Consider the following 24,044-nt stretch of genomic DNA (forward strand, 5'->3'; position numbering starts at 1 on the left):
CCATGAAGCACCCATGGTATTTGTGGATCCTGGCGATCCCGGGAGTATTCCTTCTGGCATCGTGCAGTTCACCCTTCCAGGAATCTTCCCGGCCCGGGGAGAACCCTGTCCTGACGGTCCGTCTGCCGGGGCAGGAGAGGATATCGCCGGCCACGGTGATGCCCGATTTCTCCTCCCTTGTGGAAGAGTGGGATCTTACCCTCACCCACCAGACAGACCTGACCGAGCGTGTGGCCACCGGCGCTCCCGGCTCGGGTGAGCCGGTCACGATAGACAACCTTTATCCCGGGTTGTGGGATCTGGTGGTGAAGGGGCTCTCGTCGGAGGGGACGGTCATAGCCCGGGGAGAAGACCTCGGAATATCCCTCTCCCCGGGCGCATCGGAGCAACGCTCCCCCTCGGTGCAGTTTCTGCAAAGCGGCGATCCCTCGGCCGGCGGCGGGTTTCGCCTCACCCTGACCGTTCCCGCCAGCACCGGTGTGGACTATCTGGAAGCATCCATCGAGGGCCACTTCAGTGAGGCCCCCTCTCTCGTCGGGATCGAGGGGGAGAAAAAACAGGCCATCCTGGAGGGCTCCGATATTCCTGCGGGAGCCTGGTTCCTGAAGATTGTCTTCCGTCGGGGTGGTTCCGATGGAACTGTGGCTGCAACCCTTCTGGAAACGATCAACCTCTGGGACGGAGTCATCTCCGATAAATGGATTGACCCCGACGGAACCTTGCGGGACGAACGACACCTGGCAGAGGGGTTCTTTCTCTGCCCCCGGGCCGAACTGGAAGAACTCCGTCTCGCCCCGGGGGAGCTGGATCAACCTTTTTCGTCCACCGTCACGAACTACACCTTCACCGCAGGGGTTGCTCAGGAGGTCGCCTTTCGGAGCAGGGGAGTCTCTGCCCAACAGCGCATCTCCTTCCGCTGGAACAATAGCGATCCCGAGTTGATCCACAACGATGAGACCCGGAAATTGTCCTTTCCTTCGGGCGATACCACCGGCACCCTCGAGGTGACCGTCACGGCTGCCGACAGGCAGACAACCCTGACCTACACCGTTCAGGCGGTGCGCTCGTGATCGCCCTGATCGGTGTTCTCCTGTTTGCTTTCTTTTCCTGCGCCGACCCCTTCGAGGGAAGGCCTTCCGGGCCGCTTCAGGAGGGAGCCGGCTCCGCTGTGGTGGAGCTCAGGTTTTTGCCACAGGGGATGCACCCTGCTACGGTGGTCCCCTCCACGGTAATGCCCGATTTCACCGGGTCCATCGAGGACTGGAAAGGCCGCTTCACGTGCAGGGACCACGGCACGGAGATCTCCTGGGAAATCCCCGGAGCGGAGACAACTCATCAGGTAGACACCCTCTATCCGGGAACCTGGGACCTCATCGTGGAGGGCCTGGACCAGGATGGAACGGTCCTTGCCTCGGGAGCGCGTGAGGAGATCCCCCTCCAGAGCGGACCCAACGATCCTCTGGCCGTGGCGGTAGAGTACCTCCAGGATGACCAGGACACCTCGGGCAGCCTCTCGCTGCGCCTGGCCTGGCCTCTTCAGATAGGGATCACCCGGATCACCGCGAGTATCGAGGGGCTCGCCGGGATGAATGCGACCTACGAGAGTGCAGATTTTGACACCTCAGATCCCGGAACTCCTCGGGTTACAATCTCCCTGGCGGACATCCCCGGGGGGGCGCACTCGATGGTCATCTCCTTTTATACGCCCCCCGCTGATCCCGACCCGGTGCTTCGGGGAACCTTCCGCGAGGCCATGAACATCTGGACCGGCCAGGTCTCCAACCGGTGGATAGACCCCTCGTCGGGGGATCTCCTGGAGGAGCGGCTCTTTTCCGCCGATGAGTTCCTCCGCGCCGCCAACGCCCTGTCCGATTTCTCCTTTGTTGCGGGTGAACTGAAGCGCAGCGGGTCTCACGAGAGCGGCTTCAACGCCGGGCACCTGGACTACACGATCTCTCTGACAGGGGGCGAGCCCCTGCGGTTTGTCGCAGCGGGGGCTGCAGAGGGACAAAAAATCGAGTATTCCTGGGACGGTGGCCCCTGGATCGGAATCCTCTCGGGAGCCTTGAGCCCGATCCTGGATCATCCCGAGCGAAAGGACCTGCGCGTTGCCGTCACCGGTCCCGATCGCGTTTCCCGCCGGGTATATACCATCACCTGTTATCGGACCTACAGGCTTTCCTACGACCCGAACGGTGGGACAGGTACCGTCTCCACGCAAACAGTCGATTCCGGAGTAGCTATAACGGTAGCCGAGGCAACCGGCCTGACGCCCCCCGGCTACACCGGGGAAAATCTGGAGTTCCACCAATGGAGCACAGCCCGCGCCGGCGGGGGGGAGGTCTACGACCCCGGTGATCAGATCACTCTGAGCGGCGATACAACGCTCTTTGCCCAATGGAGGGAGTTGTGAGAGAGCGAAGAGTGCCCTTTCCCCTGGTGGTGAAGCTGATCGGTATCATCTCACTGATCGTGGTTATCTCCATGGGGCTGGTAACGGGTCTTGCCACCTGGTTTTACGCCGAAGATTCCCGAATCCGGGGAGAAGAGCAGAACCTCCTCCTGAGCCAGATCCTGGCGGTGCAGATTGAAAATGAACTTCACTCCCTCTACTCAGGAGCCCTCTCCTTCCTGGATACCCTGCGGGAGTTCGGGGGAAGTGCCGCTGCGGAGAACCTGGCGGGAGGAAACTACTTTGCCCGGAACCCCGTGGTGGCTTACCTGGGGGTTCCCGGGGAACAAGCCCTCCATAATCGCACCTTCCTTGCCGCCTGGGAACTCGAGAAGGAGACGGTGGGGATTATTCTGGAACAGAACGCCACCGTCATCGAGAGGGCCAGCGCGGGAGAATCGATCCTGATCAACGTGAGCGGGGCCATGGGAATCCCTGCGGCACTCCTGGCCGCCCCCTATACCGATATGGGGTCCGACAACGCCCTGGTCCTCATCTTTTCCACCGAACAGCTTCAGACGATTCTCCAGACCAACGCCGCCAGCGAGCCCTATCTGGTGGGATACAACGGCGAGCTTCTGGCGCACCCCGATCAGGACCTGGTCCTTCTGGAGGTCAGTTATGGCACGGACCCGCTGGTGGAGCACATGTTCACCTCTCCCCTGGAAACAATGCAATTTCAGTACGAGCTGCCGTCGGGCGAACTCTTCTTTGGAGCCTTTCGGAAGATTCCCTTTGGCCAGGCCACGGTCCTCTCCCGAATATCCCGGGAGGTCGTCCTGGGAGCTGCCCTGGCCGTGGTTCGCCAGAACCTGTACCTCACGGGAATAGTTCTGGTCCTCTCGGTTCTTGCGGTGTGGTTCTTTTCCAAAACTGTGAGCCGGCCCGTGATGGCCCTGGTTCAGGGGGCTCGCCAGATCCAGGAGGGCCATTTCGAGCTGAGCCTCCAACCCTCCACTCGGGACGAACTGGGACTTCTCACGGAGAGCTTTGTTCAGATGGGGCAGGGCCTGGCCGAGCGGGAACGCATCAAGGACACCTTCGGAAAGTTTGTGAACAAGGACATCGCGGAGCAGGCCCTTCAGGGAAAACTGGAACTGGGAGGGCAGCGCAAGACCGCAACGATCTTCTTTTCCGACATTCGTTCCTTCACGGCGATCAGCGAGAAGCTGGATCCGGAAGCAGTCGTGGAGTTTCTCAACGAATACATGACCCTCATGGTCTCCTGCGTGGAGAAAACCCACGGGGTGGTGGACAAGTTTATCGGCGATGCGATCATGGCCGTCTGGGGAGCTCCCGTCTCGCAGGGTTCTGCCGAAGCTGATGCGTTGCTGTCGGTCAAGGCAATGCTGATGATGCGCAAAGCGCTCCTCACTTTCAACCAGGATCGGGGAGGGCCGGGCAGGCCTATCATCCGGATCGGTTGTGGCGTTAACACCGGGAGCTGCCTGGCGGGACAAATTGGCTCGGCAGAGCGGATGGAATATACCGTAATCGGTGATGCAGTCAATCTGGCGAGCCGAATCGAGGCCCTGAATAAACCCCTGGGTACGGATATCCTCATTTCGGAGTTCACCTGGGAGCTGGTGCGGGAGCACATCCTGGCCGAGGAGATGCCTCCCATCAGAGTGAAGGGGAAGACTGAACCTCTCAGGATTTACGCTGTGATAAATCTGAAAGGTCTCAAGGGACCCCAAACGCTGGCCGAAGTCCGCCGTCTCCTGGGGCTATCTGCCCCGGCAGCGCTGAATACCCCCGGCAAAAAGGAGCCGGACTGGGAGACAGAAGTAAAGTATGAGATTCTCCCGGAGTGATTTTCTGGTTTCCCTGGGAGCAGCCCTGGCGGTCTTCTGCCTGGGCTTTGCCTATTACGGGGAGATCCAGGCCAGTTCACGCGGCGATGAGACAGCCCGGGTAGGGCATATTGTCTTTCGTCGGCGCACTGCCACCCGCAGACCCGCCCGAAGCTTGCGCTGGGAGCGTCTGAACAATCATGCTCTCATCTATCAGGGCGATACCCTGAGAACGGCCGGTCAGTCCGAAGCAGGAATCATCTTCGACGACGGGACAACTCTGGACCTCCTGGAACACTCCCTGGTCGCACTGGATTTCCAGGGGATGATTCGCGAGATCGACTTTCTGGAAGGAACGATCTACGTAGGAGGAGACCTTCAGGGAAGCGGCCTGCGGTCGATTCGGGTTGGTTCCGCCCGGATCAGCGCCGACAGCGCCGAGGCAGTCACCATTTCAGGCGATGCCGGAGAGTTTTCCGTGGACGTTGCGCAGGGAGAGGCCGAGATCGTAACGGATCAGGGAAAAACCATTGTCGTTTCGGAGCATAGCACCTATACCCTTGATACCACCACAGGAGAAGGCCGGCACAGGTTGCATCAGGTAGTGCCGCTCTGGCCGCGCCAGAACAGCCGACTCATCCATCAATACCAGGAAGAGGCCATTATCCCCTTCCGTTTTTCCCTGGCCGAAGAAGCGGTCGAACTCCTGGAGGAAGACCGGAAGTTTCTGCTGGAAATAGCCTCGTCGGCAGATTTCTCGTCTCCTCTTGTGGAACACCACCTGATGATCCCTGCCGATGCCCGGGAGGTTCGAAGTGTTTCTCTTCCCCTTGGCCCTGGTCAGTGGTACTGGCGGCTTCGAACACCCTCGGGCGACATCTCCTCTCCTGTGAGGCGTTTTGCCTGGCACCATCTGCCACCGCCCCGTCTTTTGTCTCCTGCTGATAACGAAGACCGTTCGTATCGTGCCGGTGCTCCCCGGGTGCGCTTTTCCTGGCAAGAATCTCCCGGGGCAACGGCCTATCTTCTCGAGATATCGCAGGATCGGGAATTTTCCACCGGTCTGCGAAGGTTCCGGACAGCTCTTCCCGGACTCACTCTGGACGAGCTTCATCAGGGAAGCTGGTATTGGCGAGTCCACGCCGTCTTCCCCGGGGAATACCTCCACCCGCCAGAGCCCTCCCGGGAGAGATCCTTTCATCTGTCGGCCCGGGACGACATGGAGCCTGTGGATTTACGGCAGCCCGCTGAGGGGACCTTTCTTGAGGTCCTGCGCCTTGCCGAAGAAGGCCTCTCCTTTTCCTGGCTTCCCCGGGAGGGCGCTCGTCGGTACGAACTTATTCTGCTGGGTTCCCCCGACCCTGGGCAGCCCCTGGCGAAGGTCCAGACAGAACAGCCCTTTCTGGTTCTTGATCCTTCGGCCCTGAAGGGTCTGGCGGAAGAACGTCGCCTCCTGTGGACCGTGCGATGGAAAGATTCGGAAGGCTCCTGGTCAGAAGTTTCCCCGCCCCGATCCCTGGAGATCGTGGACGGCCGGTTTGCCTTGCGGGCGCTCTTTCCTCCCGACGGCTATACCCTGGCGCGATCGCTGGGGACCGAGGCCCGCTTCACCTGGTCGCGAAACTTTTCCGCGCCCACGAGCGTCCAGATATCCCGGGACGATGATTTTTCCGATCCTTTCCTGGAGGAGCGTGTCCAGGGCGAATCGATCTTCGGCCGGGTCTGGCCTCCGGGAACCTATCACTGGCGTCTGCGAACATACAACGTGGACGGTTCGGTCTTTCTGGAAACACCGCCCCGGGAGCTCCGGGTTGTTCCTCCCCTTGATCCGCCCCGCCTTGAGTATCCCGCCCCGGGTCAGGAGCATCTTCTGTTAGAGGGCGATCTGACGAAGCTTCGCTGGACCCCCGTGGAGGGGGCCGGTTTTTACCGGATGCAACTTTTCCGGGAAGGCCAGTCAGGGGACCCTCTCTTCGAGGAACGGTTTCTCCCCGATCCATCCTTTGAGATCCCTCTCGGGAGCCTTCCCTCCGGAACGTACCGGATCGTTCTTCAGGCCTTTGCCCTGGAATCGGAGAAGAACTCCCGTCTTATCGGCTATCGTTCTACCGGGACCTTCTCTTCCCGGAGACTCTTTCCTGCAGAACTCCAGGAGCCGCCGGACCAGTCATCCTTTCCCGGGCTGAAGGCCTTGCGCCAGGGAGTGGATCTCTCCTGGATCTCCCGGGAGATGTCCGGCACGATCGACCTCGAACTCTTTCGTGACGGCCAAAGGGTTGAGGTCCCGGAGTTCTCCGGGGGAGATCTCTCGCTCGGCATCCATGTCGAAAACCATGCCAGCATCCATGCCGCCACCGATCCCGATACCGGCGAAACCCGGGTTACCCTGAAGCGTTTGCCCCAGGGAGAGTACCGTTGGCAGATACGCAGCCGATACCGGGGGTTCGACCTCTCCAGCAGGGAGACACGGGGCTTCTCGGTTGCCCCGATCCCCCTTCTTGACCCTCCCGTTCTGGAGGCCCCGTCCCGGGAGACCGTCCTGGGAGTTTCCTATCTGAGCCGGGCCGAGGACCTTCGATTTTCCTGGCAACCCCTGGCTGGGGCAAACCGGTATATCTTCCGGCTGATCTGTGAAGAAAGCCGAAGATCCCTCTTGGGGGATCTGCTCTTGGAGGAGCCGGAGTTTCTCCTGAAGGATCTCTCCCTGCTCGACCGGGGAACCTTTCGGTGGGAGGTTCGAGGACAGCTTCGGGAGGAACCCCAGGTGGTTATTCAGGAGGGGGCTTCCGCCACGAGTCGTTTCAGGGTGGACCTGCCCGATCTCCGCGCCCCCCAGCTGTTTTTGCAGGATGCTCTCTATGGCTACTGAACTCCTTTTCCCGAAGGGGTTGTTTATGAAGAACTCCCCGGGGTGCTTGGTGTCAGACTCCATCCGAGGCAGATCGGTCACTCTGGTGGCGTTTCTGGTTCTGCTTCGACTGCATCTCTTCCCGGTTCCGGTTCTGGCGGTGCCTGGATACACAGATATCTCTGGCGGACATTCCTCTTTCTCCTTCTCTCTGGACGAAAGGGGAGAGCCCCGGTATACCCAGCATCTGATATGGGAAGCGGTTGATCACGTATTGCGCTATCGGGTAGAGATTGCCAACGGCCGGGGAGACATTCTTCTGGATGAATACGTCGAGATCCCCTCCCTGGAGGTTCAGCTCTCGCCGGGTCGCTATCGCTATCGCATTACCCTGTATAACCTGCTGGGACGCCCCGATCTGCAGACCTCCTGGAGACCCCTGGAGGTTCTCCGGGCCCGGCAGCCTCAAATAACAGAGGTCCAGCCCGCGAGACTTTTTCTGGAGCAGGGCCAGTCCCAGATTCTCCTCCGGGGAGAGGATCTGGAGGAAGATCTTCTGGTAACTCTGGAAAACGATCAGGGTCGGGCCATCGCCCTGGATCAGGAGGCCCGCGAATATTTCGAGGGCGATTCCTCTTCCGCTGTGCGGGAAGAAATCCGCCTCCTTCTCCCCCTGGACAGAATCAGCCCCGGTGAGTACCGGCTGGTTGTGAAGAATCCCGGCGGACTGGTGCAATCTGTGCCCTTCCCGGTGGGATATCAGAAGCCTTTCGATTTCGCCCTTTCCCTGGGCTGGAGCCCGGTAATCCCTCTGTTTGACTCCTGGTTCACCGATCTCTGGAGCGACGGGGCCTATCCCCTGGGGCTGACCGTTCAGGGAGACCTCTATGTTCACAAGAGCCGTCGCAACTTTTTTGGCATCGGGTTTCATTGCAGTCTGGCGTCTCTTGGAGGCGGCCAGGGCGATGCCGATCTGCAGGCGATGCTTTTTGTCTCGGGTCTGCACGGTTCCTGGATGTACCGCCTCAATCCCCGCATGGCCCTGGTGGGGCGGCTTGGCCCCGGCCTGGCCTACACGACCATGAACTTCGACTACAGCAAGGCCGGCGAGGGGCCATCGATGGAAACGCTGGACCCCGCCCTGTTTGGCGGGACATTTCTGAGTTTTCGCCTCTCCCGCACCGTGCGCCTTCAGGCGGGGGTGCAGATCCAGGCTGTTTTTTACGACCAGCAGACGGCAGGTTTTATCAGTCCCGGCATTCACGGAGGGGTTCATTTCTGATTCTCTTGCAGGAAATCTCTTGCAGGGAATCTCCTGCTACAGCCTATTTCCTCCAGTATCTCGGGGTGAAGAGAATCAACACCGTAAAAACCTCAAGCCGCCCGATCAGCATGATCGCCGAGAGAAACCACTTTGTCCCCCGGGGAAAAGCTGCGTAATTGCCGGTGGGACCGATCGTGTCAAATCCGGGACCGATATTCCCCAGCGTAGCCAGGGCTGTGGAAAAGGAGGTCAGCAAGGACTCTCCGCTGAAGGAGACCACCAGTGTGGTCAGGAGGAGGAGAAGAAAATAGAGGAAAAAAAACCCCGTAATGCCCAGGAGCATCGTTTTTTTCAGGGGAGTCCGGTTCATGTGGGGAGAAAAAACCCCCCGGGGATGGAGCAGGTAGCTCATCTCGTTGATCCCCTGCTTGAAGAGGGCCGTGAGGCGAACTACTTTGATTCCTCCGCCGGTTGATCCGGCACAACCACCCACAAACATCAAGAGAAAGAGCACTGCCATGGCCGCTCCGGGCCAATAGAGATAATCGGCCGTGGCGTAGCCCGTGGTGGTGAGGATCGATGCCGTCTGAAAAGAGGCATAGCGCAGGCTCTCTCCCCAGGAACGATAGGTCTCGCCGTGGAGCGCCACCGTGGTAACCGCCGTGGCGGCAGCGAAAATCCCCAGATAGACCTTCAGTTCGGTGTCGCGCAGGACCGTGCGAAACCGCCCGGTAATGACGCTGTAGTAAAGGACAAAGTTGACCCCCGCGAGAAGCATGAAAACGGTGATGATGATGTCGATCGCCACGGAATTATAGGCGGCCACGCTGGCGTTTCGGGGAGAGAACCCTCCCGTTGCCATGGTTCCAAAGGTGTGGGTCAGGGCGTCAAAGAGATTCATCCCTGCCACCATGAGCAGCACCGTTTCGATAGCCGAGAGGCCAATATACAGGAGCCAGAGAATCTTCGCGCTATGGGTGATCTTGTGGGTGAGTTTGTCCACCGATGGTCCGGGAGCTTCTGCCCGGACCAGTTGCAGGCCCTTGAAGCCCAGGAGGGGAAAGATCGCCACGGTGAGTACGATGATCCCCATTCCACCGAGCCAGTGTGTGAAGGATCGCCAGAAAAGCAGCGACCGGGGCAACCCCTCGATATCGGTGAGGATCGTGGCTCCCGTGGTGGTAAACCCGGACATGGTCTCAAAAAAGGCATCGGTGTAGTTCGGTATTGCCCCGGTGAGAAAAAAAGGAAGAGCCCCCAGGGCTGCCACAGTGATCCACGAGAGGGTCACCACCAAAAATCCATCGTGGTTCGAGAGGGTGATCCCGCTCTTGCGGGTGAGCCAGAAAAGAAGTGCCCCGATGATTCCTGTGGGCACCGCAACCTGGATAAAAGCGAGGAAAGCCGCCTCTTCCCGGTAGATCAGGGCAACCCCGGCGGGGATCAGGAGGATAATCGCCGTGATCCAGGTCAGGACAGACAGAATACGGAGAACCAGAAGCTTGTTCACGGTGCCGCCACGAAAAGGGCCTGGAGTGTATCGGCGTGCTCTCTCTTGCCGATGATCACCACCGTATCGTTTCCCTGGGGGATATAGTCACCGCCGGGAATCCAGTGGTCCTCGCCCCGGCTCACGGCCAGAAGGAGCGTATCCTGGGGAAACCGTACCGCCCGCAGGGGCCGCCCGGCCAGCCGGGAGCCGGCTTCAACCCGGAACTCCAGCACCTCCAGTCGTCCGTCAAAGAGGCTGTGGACGCTCTGGGCACCGCTACGCTTGATGTTATAGAGGACCGAGTTGATAACAGCCTGCTTTACGCTGGTGACGGTGTCGATCTCCAGGCGCGAGCAAATTGCTGCGTAATTGGTGTTATTCACCAGAACTGCCGACCGGGGAATGCCCAGGGAACGGGCCGAGAGAGCCGTGACGATGTTGAGTTCCTGGTTATCCGTTACGGCCAGAACCAGGTCCGAGTTCGTCAGGTTTTCCTCGGTAAAGACTCCCTCTTCGGAGATATCGGCGTTGACCACCAGGGCCTCGGGAAAACGCTGAGCCAGGTTCTTGCACTTTCTGGCATCGCGCTCCACCAGAACCACGTGCTTTTGCCGGAACGATGTTTTCAGACGCTGAAGCCACGATCGGTCCTGCAGGGGGTTCCGGGAATACCCCAGAAGGTGTTCCGCGATCAGTATTCCCGCTTTGCCGCCTCCCACGATGACCACTTTGTCCAGTTGCTGCCGATGTTTTCCAAAAGCCCGGAAGACCTCGTCCAGACCGTCCCGTTTACCCACGATATAGAGAATGTCGTTCTCCCTGATATCGGTATTCCCGTCGGGGATCACATAATTGTCGTCGCGGTAGATCGCTGCCACCAGGAAGGTCACATCAATCTCGAGAAAAGCGTCTTTCATGGATGCCCCGATGATTTTGGCCCCCCGGGGGACGGGAAGGTTGCGAATCTGGAGTTCCGAGTGCGAGAAGAGAATCACATCGCTCATGGCCCCGTGCTCGATGCTTTGAATCAGTTCCCGGGATGCTTCGATTTCGGGGTTTACAATGGCGTCGATTCCAAGAAACTTCCGCGACGAGAGAGTCGCCTCGGAATAGTTGATGCTACGGATTCGGGCGATCTTGCGGGGCTGGGGAAACTCGCTGGAGACGAGCCCGCAGGCCACCATGTTTACCTCGTCCGAGCCGGTCACGGCTACAAAGACATCGGCACTGGCGCACCCGGCGCGGCGAAGCGCGTCCAGACTGTTGCCTTGCTGGTTCAGAACGGTGCAATCCAGACGGTTTGACAAAATCCGTGCTTTCTCCGGATCTTCCTCGATAAGGACAACATCCACCTTGTCGTCGATAAGTTGTTGCGCGATCTGGGACCCCACGGATCCTCCGCCAAGTATTATAGTCTTCACGAGATCCCGAGGCTATCATAAATGGCCCGGGTGGTCACGGCCCGAGTGGTCACGGGCCGGGGCACAGGGACCAAGGCTGCGGCTGACAAGACCCGTTGCCTTCGGTATGATGGGACCATTCAGGATCGCAAGGAGGCTTCCATGGAGATTGCCCTGGGGGTTAATACCGACTACTCCGGCGACAGGGGATCGCCCGGGCCCGCCCTGGAAGAGATCGCCCTGGCCGGGTTCTCCCATGTCATGTGGGGGCACCACTGGAATACGGATTTTCTCTATACTCAGCCCGAGATCTGCGCAATCGCCTCCCGCATGAACGAGCTGGGGCTCTTTCTTATGGACACCCACGGCTCCAGCGGTGTGGAGAAGTGCTGGTATTCCTCCTGCGAATACGAGCGTCTCGCCGGAGTAGAGTTGATACGAAACCGCGTGGATATGACAGTCTGTCTGGGTGGCGATACCGTTGTCCTCCATCCCATGATCACCGATCCCTCCCGGATCGATCAATGGCGTAGCCAGGGTGAGAAGAGCCTCCGTGAGCTGGAGCAGTACGTCAGGAACAGCGGGGTCTCGCTGGTTCTGGAAAATCTCTTTCAGAGTGATCATCTTGAAGAGCGGGACCGATCTCTCCAGGGCTTTGAAACGCTGGAGTATTTTTTTGAGCGCTTCGATGCCGGGTATCTTGGCTTTTGCTGGGACACGGGCCACGCCTTTATCCTGGGGGAGAAAGCCTTCGCGTGGTCCTGTGACCTTGCCCGGAACCGTCTCAGGACACTTCATCTGAATGATAACCGTGGGGATGCAGATCAGCATTCCCCGCCCCTCACCTGGGATTCTCCCTGGACAACCATCGCCGAGGTTATCGCTGCTTCTCCCTACCCGCCGGGAAAACCTCTTCTTTTTGAGATTGATGCCCGGACAAACGGCGGTGAACCCCGGTCTTTTCTTGCCGGAGCACGCCAGAAAGCGGAGGATTTTTCCGCTCTCGTCTCCTCTGCCCGGAGTCGGAACAGAGCCGGTACGGGTAACCAGGGGCAACCCTCGCGGCACGGCAGGGAAGGCTAGTGTGGAACAGGTTCTTCTATGTCGGTAACTGCGATTTTTCTGGTGCTGGTATCGGCACTGGTCCACGCCGGGTGGAATCTTCTGGGAAAGAGGGACAGCGCCAACGGAGCCTATTTCTGCATGGCCAGTGCAACCGGTGCGCTGCTGCTCCTTCCTCTGGTGTGTTTCTGGTGGCCTGCGGTGGTCCAGATCCCTTCGGTGGTCTGGTGGTACCTTCTTCCTACAGGAATATTTCAGGGCCTCTATTTCGGCGGGCTTGCAGGGGCCTATCGGCGGGGGGATCTCTCTGTGGCCTATCCGGTGGCCAGGGCGTTTCCCGTTCTCATGGTCCCCCTTTTTTCCCTGCTCCTGGGAAACGGCGCTCCTCCCGGCAGAATCGCCCTGGGAGGGATGGTTGTGGTAACTCTGGGGTTGCTGGTGCTTCCCCAGGATCGCCTGGACCGTTTTTCGCCGGAACATCTTTGGGGAAGATGGATTTTGTACGCCTTTCTGGCCGGTCTGGGCACAACGGGGTATTCCCTGATCGATGATCGAGCCCTGAGCGCCTACAGGGGAGCCCTCTCGGGTGATCTGGTGCATTTTCAGGCGCCCCTCGTCTATGCGGCCTTTCAATCGGCTGTCACAGCCGGTGTTCTGGCCGTGCTGGGAACCATCAGGCAGGGGCCTCGCCGCTTCGCCCGGTCTCTCGGTGCGCTTTGGGGAGGGTCAGCGTTTTTGGCCGGAGCAGCCATTGTGATTGCCTACGGTCTGGTCCTGGTGGCCTACGGGTTTGCCCGCAACGTCTCCTATGTGGTAGCCTTTCGCCAGGTGAGTCTGCCCCTGGGAACGCTCATGGGGGTTGTTCTTCTGCACGAGCGTCTGACGCCGCCACGCCTGGTGGGTACGGTGCTCATCATTGCAGGGCTGGTTCTTGTCAGTCTGGGGTAGCCCGAGCCGGGAGATAGCGTGCATGGAGTTCCTCGCTGCGGGTTCGGCGGATCTCCCCCAGGGTATCCCATATCTGTTGGGCCAGTCCGGGATGGGCCTGGACAAACCGGTGTGAGAGCATCAGGAAATAGTCTTTTTCCTCAAGAGGAATCTCCTCCTTTACGATGAGGCGAAACCGCTCGGGCTCTGCTGCCAGAAGGGCATCGGCGGTCACATCCTGTAACACGGCGCCCTCCAGGCGGCTCAGAAGGATCATTTCCAGAGCGTTGGTTGTGCCGGGCACCTCCCGCACCGTAATCCCCCGTTGCTCCATGTCCTGGACGATCGAGTACCCCAGGGGGGCTCCCAGCGCATTCAGGGCCGAAGGGGTTCCCCGAAGGCCCTCTCCGTCCCATCGAAGCGACGAGTCTCTTCGCCGGTACAGGGAGTAGCGCAGGGTGGTAATGCGCCGATCCGGGTCCGGGGGACCCTGGTGTCTCCCGTCGGTAGTAGGGTACCAACCCAGGTGCAACCGGTCTTTCCGGTAGCTGGCGTTGAAGATTCCATCGTAGGAGTTGTTGCCCAGGCCGGCCAGGTTTCTGCTCCAGGGCACCCTCACCAGGGTTATCCTCAGACGGGGGATTTCCTCTTCCAGAGCCTGAACCATCTCAACGGCGATTCCGGGAAACCGGGGCAGGACCTCCTCGGTGTTTCCCATGTAGTAGGGAGGTTGCTCCTTGTTCTCGTAGGCGATAGTAAGGTGAATATCCCGGGGTAGAGAAACCACCAGGATTGGGGGCAGGAGGAGAAACAAGAGCAACAGGGGGCTCCGGGGGAATCTCCTTCCAATTCTGTCTTTCACCCTTCTAAAGTACCTCCTTTTTTTTCTCCCATCAACTATTCCGGGTAATCCAGGTGCTCCGGGTTCTTTTGAAACTCGGCCTGTCCTGGAGGAAACCCTTCGGTGACTTGGTACCGTCGATTTGAAAAATCAGGGGCCGGCTCGTACTCTTAAAAAGGAAGGTAACAAAAGAGAGGTAAGCCCATGTCAGTAAAGATGTCGATAAAGTTCAAGGTCGCAGCCTCCATCGGAGGCATTCTGGTTTTCGCCTTTGCCCTCCTGATCGGCCTGGCAATGAACCAGGCGCAACGGATCCTGGAGGAGGAGGTTGCCCGGGGCCTTCGGACAGCTGTTACGGAGGCTGAAAAGCTGACCCGGGAGCGAATGGGTAACTCGATTCTGGCTCTGGAATCGCTTGCAGCCCGGCGAATCATCGACGACGATACCCCCTGGGAGGAAAAGATCTCTGCGATTCAGGAAGATCTGGACCGTCACGGCTACGAGCGGCTGGCCCTGGCCGACTCCTCTGGTGATGCCGTGAGTTTCAACCGGGAGCGCACCAGTGTAAACGTGGCCCCGCGGGAGTTCTTTCAGATCGCCCAGGGGGGGCGGTCAAACATATCGGATGTTCTCATAAGCCGGGCCACGGGCGATGCCGGAATTGTTGTGGCTGTTCCTGTTTTTCGTGAGGGTGCAGTGTCGGGTGTCCTCTACGGGGTGATCGGCCAGTCGTCGCTGAACGATATTGTGAGCGACTTCAGGTACGGTGAAACCGGCCAGGCCTTTGTCGTGAACGATTCAGCGGTCCTGACCGCCCACATTGACATTGATCAGGTCATTGCCCAGCGGAACCTCCTGGAAGACGCCCGGGAGACACCGGGAGACGAGTCCTTTGCGAGGTTTCTTGAGGAGGGAGTTCTCTCGGGCGAGGTTGGGGTGGGCCGCTACCAGCAGGGCGGGCGTGCTCTTGCAGCGGCCTATGCGCCCATAGAGAACAGCAACTGGCACATGGTAGTCACCGTCGAGCGTGCCGAGGCTCTCAGGTCGATCATCAGGCTTCGCAGGATTCTGATCATTCTGGGAATGATATTCTTTGCGGGTGCCGTTCTTCCCGTCTACTTTGCCCTGAGAACGGCTCTTCGCCCCCTCGATACTGCCGGGGCGGCGATCAGGGAGATCGCCCAGGGTGAGGCCGATCTGACGCGGAAGATTGACCTGGCCAGGAACGACGAAATCGGAAGGCTTGTGCAGGATTTCAATACCTTCGTGGGCAAGCTGCGCACTATCATGGTGCAACTTAAAGGAGCCCAGCAAACATTGGCCTCGGTGGGGCAGAACGTGGCGGCCACGGCCCAGGAATCGGCCGGCGCAACTGCGGAGATTCTGGCAAATATCGACAGCGTGCGCCGCCAGACGGAGAAGCAGCTTGCCGGAGTCGATAATTCAGTGAGCGCCGTGGAAGAGATGGCCAAGAACATCGAATCCCTGGACAGAATGATCGCCACCCAGGCTGCGGGAGTGACCCAGGCCTCGGCATCGATCGAGGAGATGGTGGGAAATATCTCTTCCGTGAGTACCTCGGTGGAGAAAATGTCCCAACGCTTTCTCTCTCTTGTGAAGACCCTCGAGGCGGGGCAGGAGAAGCAGAGCGCCGTGGAGGAGAAGGCTGGCCTCATTTCCAGCCAGTCCGAGCTTCTTCTCTCGGCCAACGAGATGATCTCCAACATAGCAGCCCAGACAAACCTCCTCGCCATGAACGCCGCGATTGAGGCCGCCCACGCCGGCGACGCAGGACGGGGCTTTTCTGTGGTGGCCGGAGAGATCCGGAAGCTTGCCGAGACTTCGGCGAAGCAGTCGCAAACGATCGGAATGGAGCTGGGCAAGATTCGGGGGTTGATCGCGGAGGTTCTGGAAGCGTCCCAGGAATCGGGAGCGTCGTTCCACGATATTGTTGGTGGTATTCGGGATACGGAAGTGCTGGTCCGGGAGATTGATCAGGCCATGAAGGAGCAGGAGCAGGGATCGAAACAGATTCTGGAAGCCCTTCGCGATATCAACGATGTCACCTCCGAAGTCCAGTCGGGAGCATCGGAGATGACCGAGGGGAACGCCCTGGTTCTTGGCTCTTCCCAGGAGTTGGCCACCATGTCCCGCGAGATATCCCTGGCCATGGACGAGATGTCTGCCGGTGCCGCCGAGATAAATCGGGCCTCGGAAGAGGTCGCCCGGCTCTCGGCCCAAAACAAGGAGGCGATCGACCAGATGGAAGATACCATCGGACGCTTTACGGTGTAGCTCTCAGCCCATAGACAGTGCCCTATGGAACGGTGTGCCGCCACTCCCGGGGGGAGCGGCGGCACCGAGGAAAGCGCCTGGCCAGGATCAGATCAGATAGCTCTCCAGGCTACCCTGCCGATAGAGGGTGCGGGGCATCTTCTCGGTGGTCACATACCCTGCCGGGGCGTTCATCACATCGGGAATCCTGTTCACCATGGTTGCGCAGGTTAGTTCCACCGTGGAGGGACGGGTAATTACTACCTGGGTTTCGGGTTCGCCCTGAATCGTCCATTCGTTCCGGTCGCACTCGTCGGGAGCGTAGACCTTGCCGATGCATTCCGATTCGATGGTGATCCCCTCTTCTGTTTCTGTTACCACCAGGGCTGACATCCCCGTGGCCTTTCCTGCGGGAACGGTCATCCCCAGGGTCGACGAGCTAAGATCTTCCTGGCAGGTCTGGGGAACACAGGTTTGTGTCTGCCTGGTTACGGTGAGTCCCAGCTGAGAGCAAAGCCAGCCGTTGACGTTCCACATATAGGAGGGGAGGAACGTTCCCTGATCGACAAGTTTTTGCCGTTCCTCGTCGGAAATGTTATCGGCCCTGGCTATTTCGCTCTCGAACTCTTCCAGGGTGAGACCTGCTCCGTGTCCCTTGGCGAGAGCAATTCCGTAATCCTCAACATTATAACTGGATTTACCTTTTATCTTCGTGATCCGATGCGTCGCTCCTGCCAAAGTAGTGATCAGGTTTCCCCAGAATACATCCTGATACCCCGTGCCGCAGATGGTGCACCCTGTTTCTCTGGCCAGCTCGTCTATTTTCCTGGTCATCTCCGGATCAGAGTTCCAGGGGTAGATCGCCTCTTCGCAGATGGTGATTGCGTTGATCCCGTTCCGGGCGCAGATCATCAGGGCCTCCTCAACGTCGCGGAGGAGACTCATGGTAGTGATGAGGCATACATCAGGCTTGATCCTCTTGAGCTCTTCCTCCGCCCGGGATGCGTCCTGGACCACAACACCTTCGGGAGCCGTGGTGGCTGTACCGGTAATTTCGGAGATATCCTTGCCAATTACGTGGGGATTCATGTCAAAGGCTGCCACAAGCTGGCCACCCTTTTCCTGGACGTACCTCATGGTATAGATCGACATTTTCCCGCATCCGTACTGCGCAACTCGTATCTTGTCTTTCATCGTTTTTTCTCCTTCCTCACAAAAATTCTTCACAAACATTTCTCACAAACGTGATCCGACACGGGTTTTCCGTGCTTCAGGAGAATGATAAAGGTTGTTCCAGGAATAAGGTCAAGGATTTCGCGAAAAAATTATAGAAAAGACCCCGGGCTGCTCACCCCTGGAGTTCCACCGGGATTTGAAGCTTGATAAACATCTGGCGTTCGTTTTGCTCAAAGACCGGCAATTCAGCCACTACTTCGCAGAGGTAGTCCCCTGCGATCCGGCCCTTCTGTTCCTCCAGAGCCCGGAGGAGCTTCTCGGCGTAGGCCCGTTCCTTGTGAAAACTGTCGCAGTAGATGCAGAGAAAAGTCCCTGCGGAAATTGTCTCGAGTCGTTGCGTTTCGGGAAAGGGAGTATCCACAAAAAGGAATATCTCCGTCGAGACGAACTCCCGCTTTTCCAGCCGCCCTTTGCGAAGGATCGATCCGACGTTGCAAAAATATACCAGGGGCAGCTTCTTCAGCAAAATGTGGCTCTTGAGTTCCCGGAGAATGTACTCGTAGGTTTCAATGCCGTAATCGTAGATGTTTATTCCGCCGTCGTAGCGGTAGATAGTCCGTTCCGGCAGATACTCCAGGATAATTGTGCCGTCCCTGGGGCCTGAACGGTACCGCCGAAAATTTTCCATCTCTCGCAGAACTGCTTTTTCCGTGGTCTGGAGTTGCTGGATTTGACGGCTCAGGTTCTGGCGCTGGCGCTCCAGTAGATCCTGGATAACTGCGGGGTCCTCTCTCTTGAGCTGTTCCTGGATTTCGGTGAGGTTCATCCCCAGCGATTTCATGTGTTGAATCATGTCCAGCCGGGCCGATTGTTTTATGCTGTAGTAGCGGTACCCGTTGGCGGGATCGATCCGCTCGGGTTTGAGCAGGCCTATTTTTTCGTAGTATCGAAGGGTCTGGGCGGAAATACTGTTGATTCGGGCCATGTCGCCCACGCGAAGCAGATTCATGGCGTCCCACGGGGCTCTACCAGGTTCCATCGTCGGCTGATTTGGCGGAAGTGGTTCGCTGAACCGGGAAACGATGAAAAGTCTACCAGAGAGAGCTGCTTTGCAAGGGTGTCCAGTTCCGGGATTTGGGCCAGATGAAGCTTCACAAGCTCTGCCTGCTCCGGGGAAAGCTCGGTCAGAACCATCCCGAAGTGAAAGCCGTAGAATCGCCCGGGAGCAATTTTGATCGAGGGAGGAACAAAAACCGACCTGAACGTGACTGTATCCTGATCGTGTCGGTAGAGAACCGTTGCCCCTGGTTGTTCGCTCCCTTCTGCCGGGGAGTTCCCTTCAGGCTGACTCGCGCTATCTGCCAGAGTGACAGGAAGCATCATGTGGCTTACCAGAAAAGAGGGAACATGATGGACCTCAAGAGGTCTCAGGCCCTGAAGCATCCGGTCGAAATGGTAGCGACAGGAAAAATAGCGCAGGGCATCCTTGCGGGTGATGGTGAACTGCCGGGGATCGTCCCGGGAGAAGGAGGCAAACTCCACAAAGAGCTGGAGCGGTGTTTTGACGGGGTTTTTCGCGGCAGCCTCCAGGAAGGGTTTCAGGGGAATACGGTGATCCTCCTGGCGGTGTTCCCTTGGCACCGCTCCCAGGGCAGCAAAAAGGGCCTGGTCTGTCTCGGCCGTTACGGGGCACTGGCAGCTGATTGTTCCGTAGAGCACCGTTCGCACCGCGCCGTATTCGATCATGATTTCCATGGCACCTCCCCTGTTCTTTTCCCGAGGGAATCGCTCCGCATCGGCTGTGCCATTGTATCTGACAGGACCGAGGATAATCAATTATTATCGTCAGAAATGGCCCTGCAAGAAATCTCCTGGCAGAACCTGCGCATTGACGCAGACCGTGGATCTGGTGTTTATAAGAGCGTGTTTATAAGAGAGAATAATGAGTAGTCATACAAGAAACGAGACGATCCGCAATGTGGCGATTATCGCCCACGTCGACCACGGAAAGACAACCCTGGTGGACGCCATGTTCCAGCGGGCGGGAATCTTCCGTGAGGGCCAGGTCCTTGAAGAGCGGCTTATGGACCGGATGGATCTTGAGCGCGAGCGGGGCATCACCATCGCAGCCAAGAACTGCGCCGTTACCTGGAAGGGTGTCAAGATAAACATTATTGACACCCCGGGCCACGCCGATTTTGGCGGTGAGGTGGAGCGGGCTCTCTCCATGGTGGACGGAGCAATCCTGCTGGTAGACGCTGCCGAAGGCCCGCTTCCCCAGACCCGGTTTGTCCTGAACAAAACCCTGGAAGCTGGCATGCCGGTCATCGTGGTGATCAATAAAATCGACCGGGGCGATGCACGCCCCCTGGCGGTGCTCTCCGAGATATCGGACCTCTTTATCGATCTCGATGCAACCGAAGAACAGTACGATTTTCCTCTGCTCTATGCGGTTGCCCGGGACGGAATCGCCCAGCCCGATCTGGAAGAGCGCGGCACGAGCCTGGACCCGCTGCTTGATGCGGTACTATCGGAGATTCCCGGGCCGATTGTCCGGGAAGACAAACCCTTCCAGATGCTTGTATCCGATCTGGGATATTCCGATTATCTGGGGCGCCTGGCCATCGGCCGGATCTATAACCAGAGCCTGAAAGCCTCGGAGTCTCTGGTTCGTCTGGACGACAAAGGGCAGAGCACACCCTTGCGAGTGAGCAAACTCCAGGTGTATCAGGGAATATCCATTGTCGATGCCGATCATATTCAGCCGGGAGATGTGGTCATCCTGGCGGGAATAGAAGACGTTCACATAGGAGACACGATCTGCACCGCCGCGGCTCCCAAGGCGATGAAAAGAATCACCGTCGACGAGCCCACGGTGGCGATGCTCTTCATGCGGAACAGTGGCCCCCTGGCAGGAAAAGAGGGGCGCTTTGTTCAATCCACGCGGATTGGCGAGCGACTCAAGAAGGAGACCCTTCGGAACGTCTCGCTCGTGGTGGAACCCTCCGAGGGAGGGGAAGGCTTTCTGGTGAAAGGCCGGGGTGAGTTCCAGATGGCGATCCTCATTGAACAGATGCGGCGCGAAGGATTCGAGCTCTGCGTGGGGCGACCCCAGGTGATCTTGCGGACCCGCGATGGAAAGAAAGAAGAGCCCGTGGAGCGCCTCTTTATCGATTGTGCCGATGAGTACGTGGGAATCGTCACCGAGAAGATCAGTCTCCGGAAGGGTCGAATGGTGAACCTGGTGAACCACTCCCGGGGGCGAACCCGCCTGGAGTTCTCGATCCCCAGCCGGGGCTTGATCGGATTCCGCGACGAGCTGCTCACCGATACCCGGGGTACGGGCATCATGAACGCCTATCTGGAAGGGTACGAGTCTTACCGGGGCGATTTCCCCTCACGAGCCACGGGTTCACTCATTTCGGACCGGGCGGGGAGCGCTGTTCCCTACGCGCTGTTTAATCTGGAGCCCCGGGGGCAGATGTTCGTCGGTGCAGGAGACCCCGTCTACGAGGGAATGGTTGTAGGCGAACACAACCGGGACAACGATCTGGATGTGAACCCCTGCAAGACAAAGAAGCTTTCCAACGTCCGGGCTTCGGGGCGCGATGACAACGTCGTTCTCACGCCCCATCGTGTGATGACCCTGGAGATGGCGTTGAACTTCATTCGTGATGACGAGATCGTGGAGGTTACTCCTGCATCGTTGCGAATGCGGAAAATGACACTGGCCGCCACCGAGAGAAAACGGGCTCGGTGAGGGCCAGCACCGGGGCATCGACAGGATAACGAATCAGAAGGATCGGTTTAGCCGCCAGTACAACTCGTTCCAGCGCAGTTGCTCGCGGAAGGGCCGGATCTCGGTGTGTTCGTTGATCAGGACACACTCGATTCCGGCTATCTCGGCGTAGTCTTCCAGCATCTCGGCAGTTACAGACTGGCTGAACCCGGTATGATGACTTCCTCCGGCATAAATCCAGGCTGTTGCTGCTGTGGTCAAATCCGGCCGGGGAATCCAGAGTGTTCGTGCAACAGGAAGCTTCGGGAGATCCTCATCGGGTTGGGTCGAATCAACATTATTTACTATGAGCCGGAGACGGTTTCCAAGATCAACAAGGGATGCGTTCAGGGCGGGTCCTTCGGCTGTATCAAAAACGAGCCGGACGGGATCAGCTTTTCCTCCAATGCCCAAGGGGCTGATTTTCAACAGGGGTTTTCCTGTGGCAATCGAAGGGCATATCTCCAGCATGTGAGAGCCGAGCACTCGTTCTCGGCCTGGTTCAAAATGGTAGGTGTAATCTTCCATGAAGGAGGTGCCGCCTGGCAACCCGTCGCCCATCACCTTCATGGCGCGGACAAGTGCTGCAACTTTCCAGTCTCCCTCAGCGCCGAACCCGTATCCATCGGCCATGAGTCGCTGTACAGCAAGGCCGGGCAGCTGATCAAGCCCTGCCAGATTCTCAAAGGTATCGGTGAAACCACAGAAATTCCCTGCCTCAAGAAAGGATCGGAGGCCCAATTCCTGACGAGCTGCGTATCGCAGAGACTGCCGGCATTTTCCCCCCGCCTGAAGCCCAGGGGCGAGACTGTAGTCCTGCTCGTATTGGTGTAGAAGAAGATCGATATCTCCCTCCGGAACAGCCTCAAGATGATCAACGAATTCTGACAAGCCGTATCCATTCACGGAGTATCCCAGTTGAATCTCCGCCTCGACTTTGTTTCCCTCGGTTACAGCTACATTACGCATGTTATCACCGAAACGGGCAATGCGGGCTCCCTGCTGATCGGCCCATGCTGTGGCCGCCCGGCTCCAGATGCCGATCTTTTCCTGTACTCTGCTGTCGCTCCAGTGGCCGGTCACCACCTTTCTGTGCAATCCCAGCCGGGATGCAATGAACCCAAACTCACGTCCGCCATGAGCCGACTGGTGCAAGTTCATGTAGTCCATGTCGATAGAATCCCAAGGGATATCCCGATTGAACTGTGTATGGAAATGAAGAAGGGGCTTTGAAAGTTTCTTGAGCCCGCGAATCCACATCTTGGCCGGCGAAAAAGTGTGCATCCAGAGAATTACCCCAACACAGGATTCGTCTTCTGAAGCACGAGCCAGATTGGAGACAATCTCATCAGCCGTAGTGAGGACTGTCCTGAAGGTTATCCGCACGGGTATATGGAGGCTTTGATCAAGTTCTTGAGCAATTTTTTTGGCATTTTCATGGACTTCCTTGAGGGGGCCAGGGCCGTACAGGTGTTGGCTACCGCAGAACATCCATATTTCTTTTGTTCTGTACAATTCGGATAGTTGCTTTGTCGCTTTCATGGGGTTTCTCCTGTTGTGATGGAATACTCGGGGTGAAAGGGAAGATTTTCCCGCATCATGAGATCGATAGGGATTCGATCAGTTCTTGGAATCGACTCATTAAGTATGGTGGATCGATAAAGCGCGTAGAACGCTTTATAGCCCTGGTTTTCAGGGTGCTGGTTCATGATAAAATCGATAGAACCATCAATGAGACATTTCACATTTCCGGGGATCAGATCGTACCCGATTATCCGGGGGGTGTATCCTTGGGGAAGGAGACTTACAATCTTGTGGGAGGCCGAGTTTGTTACAAAGATTCCCTCCATGTCTCTTCGTTCGTCAAGCCAGCGGGGTAAAAGCTTCCATTGGTCATCAGAGGCCAGACTCAAATGATCGAGGCGCGCCTTTCGGGTTTTATTGCCCGGAGAGCCCCCGCTGAAGTAGTTTTCGAATCCCTGACGACGTAGCTGGAGGTGATGAGAACTCATGCCGGGGGTAATAGTGAGAAAGCGTTTCTCCTGACAGAGAATATCCAGTAATTTTCCTGCGATGTAACCGCTTTCAAGACTATCGGCAGAGATTGTGGAGAGCACTGAGGCTCCTGGCAAAGTCCCGTCAATCAGAACCACAGGACAGGGTTGTAGTTCTTCCACAAGTTTCCGGGAAGCATCCTCTATGGTTGGGGCCATAATGATGCCGCTGGAATCCTGGTGGACGAGCCCTGCTGTGGCAGTCAGAAATGAATCATTGCTGAATCTATCATAATAGATGAACTCAACTTCGACATAATGATGGGCAAGTTCAGCGGCGGCCTTCTGGATGCCCCGTATGATCCACTGCCAGTATCCGCTGTCTTGATTTGGAAAAGGAAGTAGACCAATAAAGACTCGCGGTGTAGCTTTGGACAGATTGCTTGCCGCGCGGTTGGGGGAGAATCCCAAACGTTGTGCAGATTCAATGACACGGCGAGTTGTCTCGGGGGCTACTCTTCCACGCTTGTGCAAAACACGGTCAACCGTCCCAATAGAAACGTCTGCAGCCTGGGCGACATCTTTCATTGTAGGTTTTCTCTTTCCTTGAGAGGGCGGCGGTTTGTGATCGCTCCAGGGTTTTTTCATTCTTTTTAGTGCCTCCTTTGCGTTATCGTTAACGTCATCATGTGCTATTTTCTGTTTGTATCATGATAATGTCAATATATTTCTTTACAACCACT

General features: G+C 57.8%; 17 protein-coding genes. 9 read left to right on the plus strand and 8 right to left on the minus strand.

The features are described 5' to 3' along the window. The first annotated feature begins 2 nt into the window (after window positions 1-2). From BW950_RS10100 to BW950_RS10120, 5 genes are read left to right on the plus strand one after another with little or no spacing between them, the layout of a single operon-like run. Window positions 3-1,070: a cadherin-like beta sandwich domain-containing protein gene (locus BW950_RS10100; protein ID WP_076489177.1), complete on the plus strand. Its 1,068-nt coding sequence runs from the start codon at window positions 3-5 to the stop codon at window positions 1,068-1,070. Beyond that, entirely contained in the window at window positions 1,067-2,413 is a 1,347-nt protein-coding gene (locus BW950_RS10105) for an InlB B-repeat-containing protein (protein WP_076489178.1), read from the plus strand. Before BW950_RS10100 ends, BW950_RS10105 begins: the two co-directional genes overlap by 4 nt. After that, window positions 2,410-4,266 (plus strand): adenylate/guanylate cyclase domain-containing protein, encoded by a 1,857-nt coding sequence (locus BW950_RS10110; RefSeq protein WP_083943921.1) that lies wholly within the window; start codon window positions 2,410-2,412, stop codon window positions 4,264-4,266. Before BW950_RS10105 ends, BW950_RS10110 begins: the two co-directional genes overlap by 4 nt. Then, window positions 4,247-7,114 carry a FecR family protein gene (locus tag BW950_RS10115; protein WP_076489180.1) on the plus strand — a complete coding sequence of 956 codons (2,868 nt, stop codon included), beginning with the start codon at window positions 4,247-4,249 and terminating at the stop codon, window positions 7,112-7,114. Before BW950_RS10110 ends, BW950_RS10115 begins: the two co-directional genes overlap by 20 nt. After that, the gene (locus BW950_RS10120; RefSeq protein WP_076489181.1) at window positions 7,104-8,375 is read left to right on the plus strand and encodes a hypothetical protein; all 1,272 of its coding nucleotides are present in this window, start codon (window positions 7,104-7,106) and stop codon (window positions 8,373-8,375) included. The genes BW950_RS10115 and BW950_RS10120 overlap by 11 nt, the downstream gene beginning before the upstream one ends. A 43-nt stretch (window positions 8,376-8,418) precedes the next feature. Here BW950_RS10120 and BW950_RS10125 read toward each other — a convergent pair whose 3' ends face one another. Both BW950_RS10125 and trkA read right to left on the minus strand, forming a co-directional pair. Next, a complete protein-coding gene (locus BW950_RS10125) occupies window positions 8,419-9,867 on the minus strand; it encodes a TrkH family potassium uptake protein (RefSeq protein ID WP_076489182.1) in 1,449 nt (482 codons plus the stop codon). Continuing rightward, window positions 9,864-11,270 (minus strand): Trk system potassium transporter TrkA, encoded by a 1,407-nt coding sequence (gene trkA / locus BW950_RS10130; protein ID WP_076489183.1) that lies wholly within the window; start codon window positions 11,268-11,270, stop codon window positions 9,864-9,866. Before trkA ends, BW950_RS10125 begins: the two co-directional genes overlap by 4 nt. 21 nt (window positions 11,271-11,291) lie before the next feature. Between trkA and BW950_RS10135 the strand changes: the two genes are divergently transcribed. Further along, a complete protein-coding gene (locus tag BW950_RS10135) occupies window positions 11,292-12,332 on the plus strand; it encodes a sugar phosphate isomerase/epimerase family protein (RefSeq protein ID WP_076489184.1) in 1,041 nt (346 codons plus the stop codon). Window positions 12,333-12,350: 18 nt separating this feature from the next. Next, entirely contained in the window at window positions 12,351-13,259 is a 909-nt protein-coding gene (locus BW950_RS10140) for an EamA family transporter (RefSeq protein WP_076489185.1), read from the plus strand. Here the strand turns inward: BW950_RS10140 and BW950_RS10145 are convergent. Further along, on the minus strand, window positions 13,246-14,100 hold the full coding sequence (locus BW950_RS10145) for a substrate-binding periplasmic protein (RefSeq protein WP_143559202.1): 855 nt from the start codon (window positions 14,098-14,100) through the stop codon (window positions 13,246-13,248). The two genes, BW950_RS10140 and BW950_RS10145, sit on opposite strands and share 14 nt — an antisense overlap. 183 nt (window positions 14,101-14,283) lie before the next feature. Between BW950_RS10145 and BW950_RS10150 the strand changes: the two genes are divergently transcribed. Beyond that, window positions 14,284-16,374, plus strand: a complete 2,091-nt coding sequence (locus BW950_RS10150) for a methyl-accepting chemotaxis protein (RefSeq protein WP_076489186.1) — start codon at window positions 14,284-14,286, stop codon at window positions 16,372-16,374. Window positions 16,375-16,461: 87 nt separating this feature from the next. Here the strand turns inward: BW950_RS10150 and BW950_RS10155 are convergent, their stop codons facing one another. The 3 genes from BW950_RS10155 to BW950_RS10165 form a co-directional block, all read right to left on the minus strand. Continuing rightward, on the minus strand, window positions 16,462-17,547 hold the full coding sequence (locus tag BW950_RS10155) for an NAD(P)H-dependent amine dehydrogenase family protein (protein ID WP_076489216.1): 1,086 nt from the start codon (window positions 17,545-17,547) through the stop codon (window positions 16,462-16,464). Between the two features lie 154 nt (window positions 17,548-17,701). After that, window positions 17,702-18,538, minus strand: a complete 837-nt coding sequence (locus BW950_RS10160; protein WP_076489187.1) for a MerR family transcriptional regulator — start codon at window positions 18,536-18,538, stop codon at window positions 17,702-17,704. Further along, entirely contained in the window at window positions 18,535-19,284 is a 750-nt protein-coding gene (locus tag BW950_RS10165) for a hypothetical protein (RefSeq protein ID WP_143559203.1), read from the minus strand. Before BW950_RS10165 ends, BW950_RS10160 begins: the two co-directional genes overlap by 4 nt. A gap of 187 nt (window positions 19,285-19,471) precedes the next feature. On the opposite strand from BW950_RS10165, the gene typA reads away from it, so the two are divergent. Further along, window positions 19,472-21,289 (plus strand): translational GTPase TypA, encoded by a 1,818-nt coding sequence (gene typA / locus BW950_RS10170; RefSeq protein ID WP_076489189.1) that lies wholly within the window; start codon window positions 19,472-19,474, stop codon window positions 21,287-21,289. Window positions 21,290-21,322: 33 nt separating this feature from the next. On the opposite strand, the gene araA is transcribed toward typA, so the two are convergent. Both araA and BW950_RS10180 read right to left on the minus strand, forming a co-directional pair. Next, complete coding sequence (araA, locus tag BW950_RS10175; RefSeq protein ID WP_076489190.1) at window positions 21,323-22,849, minus strand: L-arabinose isomerase; 1,527 nt, start codon at window positions 22,847-22,849, stop codon at window positions 21,323-21,325. Further along, entirely contained in the window at window positions 22,846-23,889 is a 1,044-nt protein-coding gene (locus tag BW950_RS10180; protein WP_159438779.1) for a substrate-binding domain-containing protein, read from the minus strand. The genes araA and BW950_RS10180 overlap by 4 nt, the downstream gene beginning before the upstream one ends. Between the last annotated feature and the right edge of the window lie 155 nt (window positions 23,890-24,044).

The sequence above is a fragment of the Alkalispirochaeta americana genome (assembly GCF_900156105.1).
In the GTDB taxonomy this organism is placed as follows: domain Bacteria; phylum Spirochaetota; class Spirochaetia; order DSM-27196; family Alkalispirochaetaceae; genus Alkalispirochaeta; species Alkalispirochaeta americana.